The organism is Actinoplanes rectilineatus (assembly GCF_000962825.1).
Lineage (GTDB): Bacteria > Actinomycetota > Actinomycetes > Mycobacteriales > Micromonosporaceae > Actinoplanes > Actinoplanes rectilineatus.
In genome coordinates this window covers 46708-60851 of record NZ_JZKF01000046.1, presented here as the reverse complement: position 1 = coordinate 60851, position 14144 = coordinate 46708, and the positions used below count along the sequence as shown (strand labels likewise).

The window sequence follows — 14144 nt, the reverse complement described above, 5'->3', positions numbered from 1 at the left end:
TGTCGGTATGACGGCGTACCTCGAGAAGCTTTTCGGGTTGAGCGGGCGGACCGCGGTGGTCACCGGTGGCAGTTCCGGGATCGGCCGGGCGATGGCCCTCGCGCTCGGTGGGGCCGGCGCCCGGGTGGTGCTGGTGGCCCGGCGCGAGGCGCCGATGGCCGAGGTCGTCGCCGAGCTGCGGGCCGAGGGGTGCGAGGCGGGCGCGATCTCGGCGGATCTCGGCGACCGGGAGGCGGTCCGGGCCGTCATCGAGCAGACCCTTGCGGGGTACGGGGCTCCGGACATCCTGGTGAACTCGGCCGGGATCAACCTGCGCCCGCCGTTGAGCGAGTTGACCGACGACGTCTGGGACCGGACGCTCGCCGCGAACCTGACCGCGCCGTTCCAGCTCGGGCAGGCGTTCGGCCCGGTGATGGCCGAGCGCGGCTGGGGACGGATCATCAACGTCGTCTCCCAGCAGGCGTTCCGGGCCTACGGCAACAGCGGCGCCTACGGTGCGGCCAAGGCCGGGCTGGTCGGGCTCACCCGGTCGCAGGCCGAGGCCTGGTCGCGGCACGGGGTGACCTGCAACGCGATCGCCCCGGGCGTGGTGCATACCCCATTGACCGAGGCTGTCTTCTCGGATCCTGGAAAGGTCGCGGCGCATGTCGCCCGTACGCTGATCGGGCGCAACGGCCTGCCCGAGGATTTCGCCGGATGTGCCGTTTTTCTGGCGAGTGATGCAGGGCAAGCGGTGACCGGTCAGACACTCTTCGTCGACGGTGGATACTCCGCGACCTGATCGATCTCCCTTTCCCCAGGTCCGGCACGGTAGAGTACCGGCGCTCACGACTTGGAGGTATCTGTGGCGGCCGTTCTCCCGCGCCGGTGCACTGCACTGCTGGCCCTGATCGTCACCGCCGTCGCGGTGACCCTCGCCATGCCCGCGTCCCCAGCCGCGGCCGCCGATCCCGAAGGCGGCACCAAGAAGCTGCGGACCGCGCTGGAGAACGCCGCCAAGGGCTACGACCAGGCGAAGACCAAGCTGGCCGCCTCCAAGAAGCGGCAGAAGCAGCTCACCACGCGCCTGAGCCAGTCCGAGAGCACGGCGAAGGCGATGACGAGCCAGGTCACCGCGGTCGCCCAGCAGTCGTACCAGATGGGGCGGATCAGCAGCGTCGGCCTGCTGCTCAACAGCGCCACCCCGGACCGGTTCGTGCAGCGCGCGCAGAGCCTCGACATCCTCGCCCAGGTCAACAGCCAGACGCTGGCGACGTACCAGGAACAGATCGAGACCGCGAAACGGGCCAAGACCGCCCTGGACGCCGAGGTGACCGAACAGCAGCGGCAGGTCAACGTGATGGCCCGGAAGAAGAAGCAGGCCGAGATCGCGCTCGCCGAGGTCGGCGGCGGTTCGTCCGGCGGGTTCGTCAGCGCCGACTCGCCGGCGGCCGAGCCCGCGCCGCGCAACTCGGACGGCTCCTGGCCGAGTGAGAAGTGCACGGTCGACGACCCGACCTCCACCGGCTGCATCACCCCGCGCACCCTGCACGCCTACCAGGAATCCCGGTCGGACGGCTTCAAGCGCTACACGGTCTGCTTCAGTGAACGGGCCTCCGGCGAACACCCGAAGGGCCGGGCCTGCGACTTCTCCGCCGCGTCCGGCGGTTTCGAGGACAAGGCGGCCACCGGCGGCGACAAGGCCTACGGCGACCGGCTGGCGGCGTACTTCGTCAAGAACGCCGACTCGCTCGGCGTGATGTACGTGATCTGGTACCGGCAGATCTGGATGCCGAGCACCGGATGGCGGGCCTACAGCGCCAGCGGGGGACCGGCCGCGGTGCACACGAACCACGTTCACCTGTCGATGCTTTAGCCTTTCAGCGGTGGATAACCCGCCCCGTCCCCTGCCCTCGGCTCTGGCCACCGCTCTGGCGTTCGGATCCAGTGGCGCGGTCCTGGTCCTCGAGATCGTCGCGCTGCGGCTGGTCGGCCCCTACGTCGGGGTGACCCTTCAGGTCAGCAGTTCGGTCATCGGCGTGGCCCTGGCCGCCATCGCCTACGGCGCCTGGGCCGGCGGCCGCCTCGCCGACAAGTACGACCCGCGGATGCTGCTCGCGCCGGCGCTGATCCTCGGCGCGGTCGGCACCGGACTCACCCTGCCGCTGGTCCGGTGGGGTGGCGAACTGCTGCGCGGCGGTGCCGCCCCGGCGGTGCTGCTGCTCGCGGCGCTGGCCGTCTTCCCGCCCGCCCTGGTGCTCTCCAGCGTCGCGCCGATGGTGGTCAAACTCCAGCTCGGTGACCTGCGGCAGGCCGGCTCGGTGGTCGGGCGGCTCTCCGGGATCGGCACGCTCGGCGCGATCACGGCGACCCTGGTGACCGGTTTCGTCTTCGTCGCCGCGATGCCCAGCAGCGCGATCATCATCAGTCTGGCGGTGCTGCTGGCGGTCAGCGGCGTGGCACTCGGCTGGTGGCTGCGGGATTCGGTCAAGGGCTCCCCGAAGGTCCGGGCCGGCCTGGCCGTGCTGGGACTCGCCGGCACCGGGCTCGGGGTGGCCACGCCGACGCCGTGTGACGTGGAGACGGCGTACCACTGCGCCAGCGTGGTCGAGGACCCGGACCGGCAGGGCGGGCGGACCCTGGAACTCAACTCGGCGCGGCACTCGTACGTCGACCTGGACGACCCACGGCACCTGGAGTTCGAGTACGTCCAGTGGATCGCCGCGGTCGCCGACGCCGCCCGCCCGGCCGGCACCCCGGTCCAGGCCCTGCACCTGGGCGGCGGCGGGTTCACCGTGCCGGCGTACCTGCGGGACACCCGGCCGGGCAGCGAGCAGCTCGTCCTGGAACTCGACGGTGGCCTGGTCGACCTGGACCGCGAGCAACTCGGCCTGGTCACCGGCCCCGACCTGCGGGTCCGCGTCGGCGACGCCCGGGTCGGCCTGGCCGCCCAGCCGGACGCCGGGTACGACCTGGTGGTCGGCGACGCGTTCGGCCACCTCGTCGTCCCGTGGCACCTCGCCACCCGGGAGATGGCCGCCGACGTCGCCCGCGTCCTGCGCACCGACGGCGTGTACGCCCAGAACGTGATCGACTACCCGCCCGGCCGGTTCATCCGGGCCGAGATCGCCACGGTCGCCGCGGCGTTCCCGTACGTGGCCCTGATCGCCACGCCGGAGTCCGTCGCGGGCACCGGCGGCGGCGCGAACTTCGTGATCGTCGCGTCGAAGAGCCCGCTGCCGCCGGCCGCGATCGTCCTTCCGGAGGGGGCCACCCTGGTGGAGGGAGAGGCGCTGACCGATTTCGTGGACGGCGCCCGCGTGCTGACCGACGATTACGCACCGGTCGACCAGCTGTTGGCCGGCTGATCCGGTTCCTGCCGGTCCGTGGCCCGGAGGGGCTTTTCCCACGGCCCGATTTCCCGGTGTGGCACCGGCGGGTAAGCCGCGCGGGCGACAATCCTGACATGGGGCGTACGGAGCAGAACGGTCACGACGGTCCGCTCCGTATCGCCGGGCGATACCGCCTCGTCGAGAAACTCGGCACCGGCGGCATGTCCGTGGTCTGGCGCGGATACGACGAGACGCTGGGCCGCGACGTCGCCGTGAAGGTCCTCTCACCCACCCTCGCCGAGGACCGCACCTTCCGCGACCGGCTCCGCCAGGAGGCGCTCGCCGCCGCGCGACTCTGCCACCCGCACATCACCGGCATCCACGACTTCGGCGAAGCCATGATCCCGGACGGCGTGACCGTGCCGTACGTCGTGATGGAACTCAACGACGGCGAATCCCTCGCCGCCCGCATCAGCCGGCAGGGCTCCCTCGACTGGCGCGAAGCCGTGATCGTCGCCGCCGAGGTGGCGTCCGCCCTGGCCACCGCCCACGCCCGGGGCGTCGTGCACCGCGACGTCACCCCGGCCAACGTGATGCTCACCGGCTCCGGCGCCAAGGTCGTCGACTTCGGGATCTCCGCGCTCGCCGGCCAGCGCGACGCGGCCCCGGACGGCAGCCTGCTCGGGACACCGGCGTACCTCGCCCCGGAACGCCTCGGCGGCTCCTGCGTGTCCCCGGCCACCGACGTCTACGCCCTCGGGCTGCTGCTCTACCGGGCGCTCACCGGGCACATGCCGTGGTCGGCGGAGAACACCGCGGAGGCGTTGCGCGCCCACCTCTACGCCGACCCGGATCCGGTGCCGGACCTGCCCGGACTGCCGCTGGGCGTCGCCGACCTGTGCCTGCGCTGCCTGGCGAAGAGCCCGGACGGCCGGCCGGCGGCGGCGGAGATCGCCCGTGCGCTCGGCGCGACCGTGGGCCTGCGCCCGATCATCCCACCGCTGCGGTCCGGCGAACGGTCCGCGGTGCCCGCGGCCCGGGCGGTGGTCCGGATCCCCGGCGCGGGCGGCGGCCGGATGGCCCGTTTCCGGGTACGCGCCGGCATGCGTCTCCTGACCGCCTTGCATCTGGGCCGCGCGCGTCCGCTGGGTGGTGGCATCTTCCGGGCCGGCCGGGTCTTCCGCGCGGCACCGTCGGTCTACCGGTCCGCCGTCGCCACGTCGGTCACCGCTCCACCCGCCACCTCCACAGCTGCCGGTTCCGCGGCTGTTGGTGTTACGGCCACGACCTCTACGTCCGCCGCTGCCATGCCGATCACGTCCACGTCGCCGGAGATCCCGGTCTTCTCGCTGCTCAGGTCCTCGGCCGACGCGGCCCGGCCCGGCCTGACCGCCCTCGCCCGCAGGCTCTCCCCGCGCTTGCTGCCCCGCCGCGACCGGATGCCCGCCCTGGCCGCCCTGGCCGCCGTGGTGCTCCTCGCCGCGACCACGCTCAACTGGTCGTTCCGCCGCGAATCCCGGGACGCCGAACAGGCCCAGACCACCGCCGCCGGCGCCGGCGGACCCGCCGTGGCGGCGGGCGCCGACACCATCCGCTGCTCGGTCCGGTACCAGGTGCGCCGCGACTCGGGCGCCGACTTCGAGGCCCGCCTCACCGTGGTGGCCGGCGACGAACCCGGCGACTGGCGTGTCGAGTTCTCCTACCCCGGCACCCAGCGCCTCGCCGCCACGCCGAAATCGGTCACCCAGCACGGCCGTCGCGTGGTGGTACGCGGCCAGGGCCGGACCCGGGCGCTCACCCTGCGGGGCGGGTACCGCAACCGTAACCCGCTGCCGCTCGCCTTCAAACTGGACGGCCGGCCCTGCCGCGCCGAGGTCCTCGGCAGCACCAACCCGCAGCCCGCCGCGGACGACTCGGTCAGCACCAGCACCGTCGAGTCGCCGCGCGTCCGCGACAAGCCCGGCAAACGCAAGCGGCCCCCGGCCGACCGGGGCGGTGCGACACCCCGCAAGCGGGTCACGCCGGCGCCGCAGGGGCCGCCGGCCGTGCCCGTCCCCAAGCGTGGCACGGGCTTCTCCCTGGCCTTCTGACCGCCTTCTGATCATGCCGGATAGGGTCGGTCTCATGACAAGACTCGCAGTGGTCACCGGCGGCGGCACGGGCATCGGCAGGGCGACGGCCGGCATGCTGGCCGGCGAGGGCTACGACGTGATCATCGTCGGCCGCCGTCCCGAGGTGCTCGCCGCCGCGATCGAGTGGATCGGCCCGCAGGCCACCGCGGTCACGGCCGACGTCACCGACCCGGACCAGATCCCGGCAGTGGTCGACGCGGTCGCCGGCCGCCCCCTCGACGTCCTGGTCAACAACGCCGGCGCCTGGCTGGGCGGCGACGAATCCACCCTGTCCGGGGTGGCCGACCGGTGGCGCGCCAACCTCGACTCCAACGTCCTGTCCGCGGTGCTGACCACCACCGCGCTGCTGCCCCGACTCCGCCGTCCCGGTGGCAAAATCATCCTGACCAGCTCGGTCGCCGCCCAGCGCGGTGGCGGCGGGCCCTACTCGGCGGCCAAGGCAGCCCTTCACGGGTACGCGCTGGACCTCGCCACCAGCCTCGGCCAGGAGGGCATCACCGCCAACGTGATCGCCCCCGGATACGTCACCGACAGCGAGTTCTTCGACGGCCGGATGACGCCCGAAGGCCACCGCTCGCGCGTCGACGCCACCCTGGTGAAGCGGGCCGGCACCCCGGCCGACATCGCCGAGACGGTCCGCTGGCTGGTCGGACCCGGCGGCCCGTTCGTCACCGGCCAGATCATCAACGTCAACGGCGGTTCCGTCCTCGGCCGCTGACAGGTCCCTCCCCGGTCAGGGGCGTTACGCCGCGCCGCCGGTGAAACGCCCCTCGCCGGGCTTGTTGGCGCGGAACCGCAGCGCCGACCACCGCTCGTCGATCGCCACCTGACCGCACGGCCGCATGTCGAAGTCGGCCACGATCGGCCACAGGGTGTCCCGGTTGACGTCCGCCTTGTTTCCCTTCGGATAGGCGATCCAGAAAGCGCCCGGCTTGTCGATGTCCTCGTGATGCTCGGCCAGCCGCTCCCGGAGCCCCGCCGCGTCCTCCACGAACATGACCGCCGTCCCGGCCGTGGACAGCGTCCCGGTCTCCCGGACCCCCTCCGGCATCGGCGTCAGCAGCGGCAGCCGAGCCGGCTGATCCAGCCAGAGCGTCGAATGCGGTTTGATCAGCAGCTTCTCGGCGATCGTCTTGGTCATTCCCCGAGAATTCCATCCATGGACCACCCGCGCTGAGAGCTTGGCGCACGAAGCACCCGATGTGGTGCCGGGCGCCGGCGACACCGCTCAGCCTCGGTCTGCGCCGGGCGGGACCTGCTGAGCGGTACGAAGAACCTCAGCCGCGGGACCGAAGAGCGGAAGGTAGAACGGAGTCAGGCCCAGTCGATTCGTCATCGACGCGAGGAACTCCCGGACGAAAGGAAGCACCTGAATCATCAGGGCCTCCCGCGCGTAGTTCTGCACGGCGCGTTCGGTCGGCCGGTCGCCGGTGTACGTGTACGACGCCGAGAACGAAGCCTCGATCTCAGCGATCATGTCGTCGGCCTGGTTGTGAAAAGCGTTGAGCGTCCGCACGGTGAAGACGATCGGGTCGCCGTGCGCAATGGCGACCGAGAGGTCGGTCTGTACGTCTCCCGGCGTCGCGTCCTCCGCACGACCGCGTTTCACCCTGCATTCGTCCAGGATGAGCGCCTGCAGTTCGAGGCGACCGAGGAGAGCGGCGGTGTCCTCTTCGACGTCGGTCATGTCGTAGCCAGCCGCGGTTTTTCGGTGGCCTTCGCCTGCCATTCCGGCCGGATCGGGCGTATCGGCCTGACCTGTCCCCGGTCCGAGATGGTCACCTCGCCGAGCTTGACCGGAGTGCCGTACGGGGTGGTGCGCAGCGTGTCGTGCGCCGGAACCAGCAGCGGGAAGGCCCGGGGCCCCTCATGTGTCAGGAACATCTGCGCATAGACGTCGTACGCCCGGTCGGGCCGTGCCACCGCCTGCTTGCGCGGTCCTCGGCGGTTGAGGACCAGCGGGGGTTTGCCCGGGTCGACGGGCACCGCGGTGAGGGTCAACTCGTAACCCATGGCCCGCAGGACCCTCGCCGCCGTGGCGATGTGCACGTTGCCCTCGCCGGAGAGGATCTGGGAGACGCGGCCCTCGGTGACGCTCATCCGCTCGGCAAGCGTCTTGGAGGAGATGCCGGAGGCGGCTCTGGCAGCCGTGAAGAGACGTACGACCTGCCATGCCGCAGCTGCGGCCGCGAGTCCGAGCAGGCCCACCCATGTCGATGCGCGCTCCTCGTACAAAGAGCGCTCTTCATTATTCTGGTAGGTCATGATGCAAATCCTCCTTCCGCACTTCGAGCGTCATCGCGATGTCGTCGGGAATGGTGCGCGGCCCGCTCTTGGGAAAGGCGTGGCCCAGACGGATGTAGTCGTCGAATCGGGGAAACCAGTAAAAGTCGTCCTGTGAGTACGCTTCTTCCCTGTTCCTGGGGCGGTATTTCGGCGAAAAAGTCCCATCGCCAGGTGTGTCATAGAATGACAGCCGTTTGGCCCCGACCTTGAATTCCCAGATGCCGCCCTCAAGGTCGTTGACCGCGCGGGTGCGAGCCGGTAAGCCGTCGTCGGCGAGAACGCGGCAGAACCACAGAAACGTGTCGTAGTCGTGGATCTGAGCATCATCGGGAAGGCCTTGGAAGTCCGGGTCCTCCACGTAGGAACCGCTCTTGAGTTGATCAAGAAAGGAGGCTGCGGGTGATTGGGCGGCGTTTCCCCGGATGGCGCAGTGGATGACATGACACTCACCCTCCACCACCTTCCGCCGTTTGACTTTAGTCAACTGTAAACTCCCACCGTCGGTAACGCAGCCCTTACTCGGCAACCGACAGTGCCGTTATGTGCGCTCACCGTCAAGGTCGGTTTGACGGAAAGCGCCCGCGAGCTCGGTGCCGCGTGGCTGGTACGCGACGGTATGTAGTACGGAGAGCTGCGCGTTTGTATCGACGCTGATCGCCGTTCCGTGCCGGGGGCCGCCAACTTTGACCGAACAGTTGACAGTCCATTACCTGATCGGCCAGTCATGCCGAAGTGTCAATTATCGAAAAGGTCCCGATGTGGAAGGTCTCGCGCGGGTGACCCCAATGCCACTCAGCTTAAGTTGATCAATGCCGTGACAGGTGACCATCCGGTCCCCTTCGCCGTGGAGACTCGTCGGTCGTGGTCGTTGGTCGTGGTGGTCGCATCGGTGCAGTTCAGCTGTTTGTCGCGCGGGGTCATGTCCATGATCGACTGAGGCTGGGTGGCATGGCACGATCGTCGGCCGTCGCTCGCGGTCGTTCTCGGCTCGCGGGCGGACCGCAGCTGACGGCCGGGTCGGTCGGGCCGTCGGCCACGGCTGTTCGGGAGGGCGGGAATCAGCCGTGAGCGACGGCTCGGGGTCTCTCAGCCGTCGCTCACGGTCGCTTTCGGCTCATGGGCGGACCGTGGCCGACGGCTGGGGGTGGCCGGAACGCCACCGAACCCATTCCGATCTCGGCGGCGGCCCTGGTGGGGGCGCGCGTTGCTGAACGGCGCCGATGCATGGGCGACCGGATACGACGCCCGGCAGACGTGATCGCAGCCGTGGCGAAGGCGATGGGCAGGCTCATGATCAACTTGAGTCGGTGGCATTGCGGGGGACCCGGCCGGAGCCGGGCCCGGCATGGTGGTGGCCGTGGGCCCGGTTCGCCCGGCTCGCGGATCCGCCGTCTCCTCTCCCGTGCCCCGGCAGTCTCCGTACTCTGATCGGTCATTCCTCACCTCCTCTCGATGGGTGCCGCACGGTGGCGCCGGCTCGAGGCGTACAGAACCCGTGCCGGCGCCCCGCGGCGAGCGTCCCGCGGCGCTCACCCCGAGTGCCCGGCGGCGCTCACCCCGAGTGCCCGGCGGCGCTCACCCCGAGTGCCCGGCGGCGCTCACCCCGAGTGCCCGGCGGCGAGCGCCCCGAGTGCCCGGCGGCGAGCGCCCCGCGCCGCATGCCCGGAACGCTCGCCGCCCATCCTGGGCGGATTCCGCCGCGGACCGGGCGAAGCCCTGTGGACAACCGCGGACTGTGGATGACGGCGATCCGGTCCCGAACCCCTGATAGACATGCCGGGTGACTGAACCGACGCGGGAAGCGGCCACTCCGGCCGAGCGCTCCACCATCAGGGAGCGCGCTGAGGAGATCCTCCGGCGCTTGGCCGGCGACCATGCGCGGCTTCGTGAGGATCAATGGCGGGCGATCGAGGCCCTGACCGTGGACCACCGGCGGGTGCTGTGCGTGCAGCGCACCGGGTGGGGCAAGTCGGCGGTCTACTTCGTGGCCACCGCGCTGCTGCGCGAGGGCGACCGGCCGGCCGGTCCGACGGTCATCGTGTCGCCGCTGCTGGCGTTGATGCGCAACCAGGTGGAGTCGGCGGCGCGGGCGGGCATCCGGGCGCGGACCATCAACTCGGCGAACCTGGACGAGTGGTCGCTGATCGAGCAGGAGATCCGGGCCGGTGAGGTGGACGTGCTGCTGATCAGCCCGGAGCGTCTCAACAATCCGGATTTCCGGGACAACGTCCTGCCGGGTCTGGCGTCGGGCACCGGTCTGCTGGTGGTGGACGAGGCGCACTGCGTCTCCGACTGGGGACACGACTTCCGGCCGGACTACCGGCGCCTCCGGACGTTCCTGAACGGGCTTCCGTCGCGTACCCCGGTGTTGGCGACCACCGCGACCGCCAACGCCCGGGTGACCGCCGACGTGGCCGACCAGCTGGGTGACGCGCTGGTGTTGCGCGGCACGCTGGAGCGGGATTCGTTGCGGCTGGCCGCGTTGCGCCTGCCGGATCCGGCGCACCGGCTGGCCTGGCTGGCCGATCATCTGGAGCGTCTGCCGGGTTCGGGCATCGTCTACACGCTGACTGTGGCGGCGGCGATGGAGACGGCCGACTTCCTGCGGTCGCGGGGTTTCCCGGTCGCGTCCTACACGGGTCAGGTGGAGGATTCCGAGCGCCGGGCCGCCGAGCAGGACCTGCTGGACAACAAGATCAAGGCGTTGGTGGCGACGTCGGCGCTCGGCATGGGGTTCGACAAGCCGGACCTGGGATTCGTGGTGCACCTGGGCGCGCCGCCGTCGCCGATCGCGTACTACCAGCAGGTCGGCCGTGCCGGGCGTGCCGTGGAGCACGCCGAGGTGGTGTTGTTGCCGGGTGCCGAGGACGCCGCGATCTGGCGTTATTTCGCCTCGCTCGCCTTCCCGCCCGAGGATCAGGTGCGGGCCGTGCTGTCGCAGTTGTCGCCGGAGCGCCCGCTGTCCACGCAGGCGCTGGAGCCGCTCGTCGACCTGCGGCGCAACCGTCTGGAGCTGATGCTCAAGGTGCTGGACGTGGACGGCGCGGTGCGTCGCACGCGCGGTGGCTGGCTCGCCACCGGTGAGCCGTGGACCTACGACACCGAGAGGCTCGAGCGTGTCGCTCAGGCGCGGGCTTCCGAGCAGAAGACCATGATCGAGTACGCGGAGACGACCGCCTGCCGCATGGAGTACCTCCGCCGGTGCCTGGACGACCCGTCGGCCGCCCCGTGCGGGCGCTGCGACAACTGTGCCGGCCCGCTGCTCGGGGCGGACGTGTCGGCGGGTTCGCTGGCCGCCGCCGAGGCGTTCCTGGGCCGTCCCGGCGCCGAGATCGCGCCGAAGAAGATGTGGCCGACGGGTCTGGCCGCGGTCGGCATCTCCCTCAAGGGCAAGATCGCGCCCGCTGAGCAGGCCGAGCCGGGCCGGGCGGTGGGCCGGCTCTCCGATCTGGGCTGGGGTTCCCGGCTGCGGGGCCTGGTGTCGCCGGAGTCCGCGGATGCGCCGATCCCCGCCGAGCTGGGTGCCGCGGTGGTCGAGGTGCTGAAAGCTTGGGCCCGTGGTGAGGACGCCTGGAAAACGCGTCCCACCTGCGTAGTCGCGGTTTATTCACAGCGTCATCCACAACTTATCCACAGCCTGGCGGAGCACATTGCCACGGTCGGCCGCCTGCCCTTCCTCGGCGTGCTGTCCGGTGACCGGGTGGGTGACGACGGCCCGCGGGGCAACAGCGCCCAGCGGGTTCTCGCCCTGCACGAGTCCTTCAGTGTTCCCGCGGAGATCGCCGCCGAGGTGGCCCGGCTGGAGGGCCCGGTCCTGCTCGTCGACGACCTGGTCGACTCCGGATGGACGATGACCCTGGCCGGCCGGGCCCTTCGCCGCGCGGGCGCCTCCGGCGTGCTGCCGTTCGCCTTGGCCGTCGCCGGGTGATCCACGGGGCGGGTGGGCGCCTCTCAGGCGGTGCGGGGTGCCCCTCAGGCGGTGCCGTGAGCTCAGGTGGGGACGTGAGATCAGGTGGGGACGTGAGATCAGGTGGGGCCGGGGGCTCAGGCGGTGCCGAGGATGAAGGCGCGGTTCGGCCGCCGGTCGATCTCCATGAAACGGTGGGCGCCCTGCAACTCGGCGAACCCCGACTTACGGTAGACCTCCTGGGCGTCCTTGGTGGCCAGCAGGAAGCGCTGGAGGCCGCGCTCGGACAGGGTGGCCACGATCGTGTCGACCATCCAGGTGCCCAGACCCCGCCCCCGGTGCTCCTCGGCCACGAAGACGTCGCAGATCCAGGCGAAGGTCGCGCCGTCGGTGACCACCCGGGAGAACGCCACCTGCTCGTCACCGGCGAACACCGAGAACGGCAGCGAACCCTCGATCGACCGCGCCACGACGTCGCCCGACCGCCCGACCGCCCAGTAGGCCTCCTCGGTCAGCCAGCGGCTCACCCAGGCCAGGTTCACCCGCTCCCGGTCGTCGGTCAGTACGTAGTCTCCGCGTACGAAGTCGGTCACCGTCGTTCTCCCTCATCCCAGGCCGGACTGTCCGGCACCCGGTCTATCAGCCGGATGCCGCCCGGCCAACGCGGTTCCCACCGGGGGCGGACGGCTCCCGGCGGCGCGGGACATCGGCGGTACCCTGTGGGGTAAGCCGAGGAAAAGGGTTGGCGATATGGCTGTGACCAGCACCTACACCGTGACCGGCATGACCTGCGAGCACTGCGTCCAGGCCGTGACCACGGAGATCTCGGCGCTGCCGGGCGTCGCCGGCGTGCTGGTGGATCTGCCGTCCGGCGGGGTCACCGTGACCAGTGACACGCCGCTCGACGCCGAGGCGGTCCGGGAGGCGGTCGACGAGGCCGGCTACGAGCTCGCGGATGCCTGAGCACACCGAGACGACGCCCACCGCAGATCCGGGGCGGCCCGCCACCGATCCGAATCAGTCCGCCGCAGATCCGGATCAGCCCGCCATCGATTCGGAGCACTCCGCCATCGAGCCGGAGAAGGCCGCCCGGATGTACACCGAGGCGGAACTGCGGGCGGACGCCGGTCTCCCGCGGCAGCCGGACGGTCCCGGGTTCCGGTTCGCGGCGTTCGGCGCGCTGCTCATCGTGGTGCTGTTCGCCGGTTACGGCCTCGGTCGCCTGAACAACGGGACCACCGCGTCCGCCATGCCTGCCGCGCAGCAGCCCGCGCCGCAGGCCACCGTCGTCGACGAGAGCCGGCCGCACACGCACGGCACGAGCGTTCCGGTCATCGGGGCCGCGGCGGGCGCCGCGGTCGGCGGGCTCTCGCTGAGTGCGAGCGGTCTCACTCTGACCCCGGTCACCACCAGCTTCGCCGCCGGGCAGGCGCAGCGTCTCGAGTTCACCATCGCCGGTCCGGGCGGTGCGCCGGTGACCACGTTCTCGGTGGTGCACGACAAACCGTTGCACCTGATCGTGGTGCGCCGTGACCTGACCGGTTTTCAGCATCTGCACCCGGAGATGGCCCCGGACGGCACGTGGAGCATCGATCTGACGCTCGCCGAGCCCGGCATCTACCGGATGGTCGCCGACTTCACCGCGCTCGTCGGCGGCAGCCAGATCGCGACGACGCTGGGCACGGACTTGACGGTCGCCGGCGGCTATGCGCCGGTCACTCTTCCCGATCCGGTCCGGCAGGTGGCCACTTCCGGTCATTCCGTGGGGTACGAGGGAACGCCCGTGACCACCGCCGTCCAACCTCTGCTGATGACCGTCACGGACGCGGCGGGCCGTCCCGAGACCGTCGAGCCGTATCTGGGGGCGTTCGGCCACCTGGTGGTGATCCGGCAGGGCGACCTGGGGTACGTCCACGTGCACCCGGAGACGCAACTGGTGGACGGCAAGGTCAAGTTCTGGATGACCGCGCCGAGCCCCGGCACGTACCGGATGTTCTTCGACTTCCAGGTCGCCGGCCGGGTCTCCACGGCGGCGTGGACCGTCGTCGTCAGCTGACGGCGAGGCTGTTTCCCGGCTGACGGAGGACGGCGTTCGTCGCCCCTTTCTCACAGGTCTATGAGGTCGCTGTGCACCGGCTGTGCACGTGCACATATTTGTCGTGTCAAGGCCGGGAATTTCCTCGATCAGTCATGCCGAATCGGTCATGTCGACGGCGGTGACAACTGTCAAGACATCGAGAACGATCTGTTTACTGGATGTGCTCGGCGATCATCGTTGCTACCAGCGGGTAGGCGACACGTGCCGTCGCGAACACTGCGAAGAGTGACGACAAATGCAATTACTCTTTGAATTCCTATAGGTCAACTTCATTTGCCTCGTGGTATGGCAAAAGCCGCCTCGGCTGATATGAACAGGGCAAACGCAAGGGTTAACCCTCGGGTCGCCATCCAAATAGGACTATGTCGATCAAGATTGGTTAACTAATCTGTAACCGACCGTCGCTAACT

Annotated in this window: 13 protein-coding genes; 8 read left to right on the top strand and 5 right to left on the bottom strand. The window is 70.4% G+C overall.

What is annotated here, in order from left to right; genetic code table 11:
• Window positions 1–7 precede the first annotated feature (7 nt).
• The 5 genes from WH85_RS29310 to WH85_RS29290 all read left to right on the top strand — a co-directional run bounded on the left by WH85_RS29310 (window position 8) and on the right by WH85_RS29290 (window position 6161).
• Window positions 8–781 carry an SDR family NAD(P)-dependent oxidoreductase gene (locus WH85_RS29310; protein WP_045745253.1) on the top strand — a complete coding sequence of 258 codons (774 nt, stop codon included), beginning with the start codon at window positions 8–10 and terminating at the stop codon, window positions 779–781.
• A gap of 63 nt (window positions 782–844) precedes the next feature.
• The gene (locus WH85_RS29305) at window positions 845–1855 is read left to right on the top strand and encodes a coiled-coil domain-containing protein (RefSeq protein WP_425394672.1); all 1011 of its coding nucleotides are present in this window, start codon (window positions 845–847) and stop codon (window positions 1853–1855) included.
• A gap of 10 nt (window positions 1856–1865) precedes the next feature.
• Entirely contained in the window at window positions 1866–3347 is a 1482-nt protein-coding gene (locus tag WH85_RS29300) for a fused MFS/spermidine synthase (protein WP_045745252.1), read from the top strand.
• A gap of 98 nt (window positions 3348–3445) precedes the next feature.
• Window positions 3446–5401 carry a serine/threonine-protein kinase gene (locus WH85_RS29295; RefSeq protein ID WP_045745251.1) on the top strand — a complete coding sequence of 652 codons (1956 nt, stop codon included), beginning with the start codon at window positions 3446–3448 and terminating at the stop codon, window positions 5399–5401.
• Window positions 5402–5435: 34 nt separating this feature from the next.
• On the top strand, window positions 5436–6161 hold the full coding sequence (locus WH85_RS29290; RefSeq protein ID WP_045745250.1) for an SDR family NAD(P)-dependent oxidoreductase: 726 nt from the start codon (window positions 5436–5438) through the stop codon (window positions 6159–6161).
• Between the two features lie 24 nt (window positions 6162–6185).
• Here the strand turns inward: WH85_RS29290 and WH85_RS29285 are convergent, their stop codons facing one another.
• From WH85_RS29285 to WH85_RS29270, 4 genes are all read right to left on the bottom strand, one after another.
• Window positions 6186–6584 carry a hypothetical protein gene (locus WH85_RS29285; RefSeq protein WP_045745249.1) on the bottom strand — a complete coding sequence of 133 codons (399 nt, stop codon included), beginning with the start codon at window positions 6582–6584 and terminating at the stop codon, window positions 6186–6188.
• Window positions 6585–6671: 87 nt separating this feature from the next.
• Window positions 6672–7172 carry a hypothetical protein gene (locus WH85_RS29280; RefSeq protein WP_157411274.1) on the bottom strand — a complete coding sequence of 167 codons (501 nt, stop codon included), beginning with the start codon at window positions 7170–7172 and terminating at the stop codon, window positions 6672–6674.
• Window positions 7127–7708 (bottom strand): helix-turn-helix domain-containing protein, encoded by a 582-nt coding sequence (locus WH85_RS29275; RefSeq protein WP_083449343.1) that lies wholly within the window; start codon window positions 7706–7708, stop codon window positions 7127–7129. Before WH85_RS29275 ends, WH85_RS29280 begins: the two co-directional genes overlap by 46 nt.
• Window positions 7692–8213, bottom strand: coding sequence for a hypothetical protein (locus WH85_RS29270; protein WP_157411273.1), 522 nt, complete (start codon window positions 8211–8213; stop codon window positions 7692–7694). The genes WH85_RS29275 and WH85_RS29270 overlap by 17 nt, the downstream gene beginning before the upstream one ends.
• Window positions 8214–9509: 1296 nt before the next feature.
• On the opposite strand from WH85_RS29270, the gene WH85_RS29265 reads away from it, so the two are divergent.
• Window positions 9510–11657 (top strand): RecQ family ATP-dependent DNA helicase, encoded by a 2148-nt coding sequence (locus tag WH85_RS29265; RefSeq protein ID WP_425394671.1) that lies wholly within the window; start codon window positions 9510–9512, stop codon window positions 11655–11657.
• Window positions 11658–11773: 116 nt separating this feature from the next.
• On the opposite strand, the gene WH85_RS29260 is transcribed toward WH85_RS29265, so the two are convergent.
• Window positions 11774–12229, bottom strand: coding sequence for a GNAT family N-acetyltransferase (locus WH85_RS29260; RefSeq protein ID WP_045745245.1), 456 nt, complete (start codon window positions 12227–12229; stop codon window positions 11774–11776).
• Between the two features lie 157 nt (window positions 12230–12386).
• Here WH85_RS29260 and WH85_RS29255 point away from each other — a divergent pair, with 157 nt between their 5' ends.
• Complete coding sequence (locus WH85_RS29255) at window positions 12387–12599, top strand: heavy-metal-associated domain-containing protein (protein WP_045745244.1); 213 nt, start codon at window positions 12387–12389, stop codon at window positions 12597–12599.
• Entirely contained in the window at window positions 12592–13692 is a 1101-nt protein-coding gene (locus WH85_RS29250) for a hypothetical protein (RefSeq protein WP_245674139.1), read from the top strand. Before WH85_RS29255 ends, WH85_RS29250 begins: the two co-directional genes overlap by 8 nt.
• Window positions 13693–14144: the final 452 nt, after the last annotated feature.

Coding starts and splice junctions, on each gene's coding strand:
- WH85_RS29310 (WP_045745253.1), top strand. CDS start 8: ATGACGGCGTACCTCGAGAAGCTTTTCGGGTTGAGCGGGCGGACCGCG.
- WH85_RS29295 (WP_045745251.1), top strand. CDS start 3,446: ATGGGGCGTACGGAGCAGAACGGTCACGACGGTCCGCTCCGTATCGCC.
- WH85_RS29290 (WP_045745250.1), top strand. CDS start 5,436: ATGACAAGACTCGCAGTGGTCACCGGCGGCGGCACGGGCATCGGCAGG.
- WH85_RS29285 (WP_045745249.1), bottom strand. CDS start 6,584: ATGACCAAGACGATCGCCGAGAAGCTGCTGATCAAACCGCATTCGACG.
- WH85_RS29280 (WP_157411274.1), bottom strand. CDS start 7,172: ATGGCAGGCGAAGGCCACCGAAAAACCGCGGCTGGCTACGACATGACC.
- WH85_RS29275 (WP_083449343.1), bottom strand. CDS start 7,708: ATGACCTACCAGAATAATGAAGAGCGCTCTTTGTACGAGGAGCGCGCA.
- WH85_RS29255 (WP_045745244.1), top strand. CDS start 12,387: ATGGCTGTGACCAGCACCTACACCGTGACCGGCATGACCTGCGAGCAC.
- WH85_RS29250 (WP_245674139.1), top strand. CDS start 12,592: ATGCCTGAGCACACCGAGACGACGCCCACCGCAGATCCGGGGCGGCCC.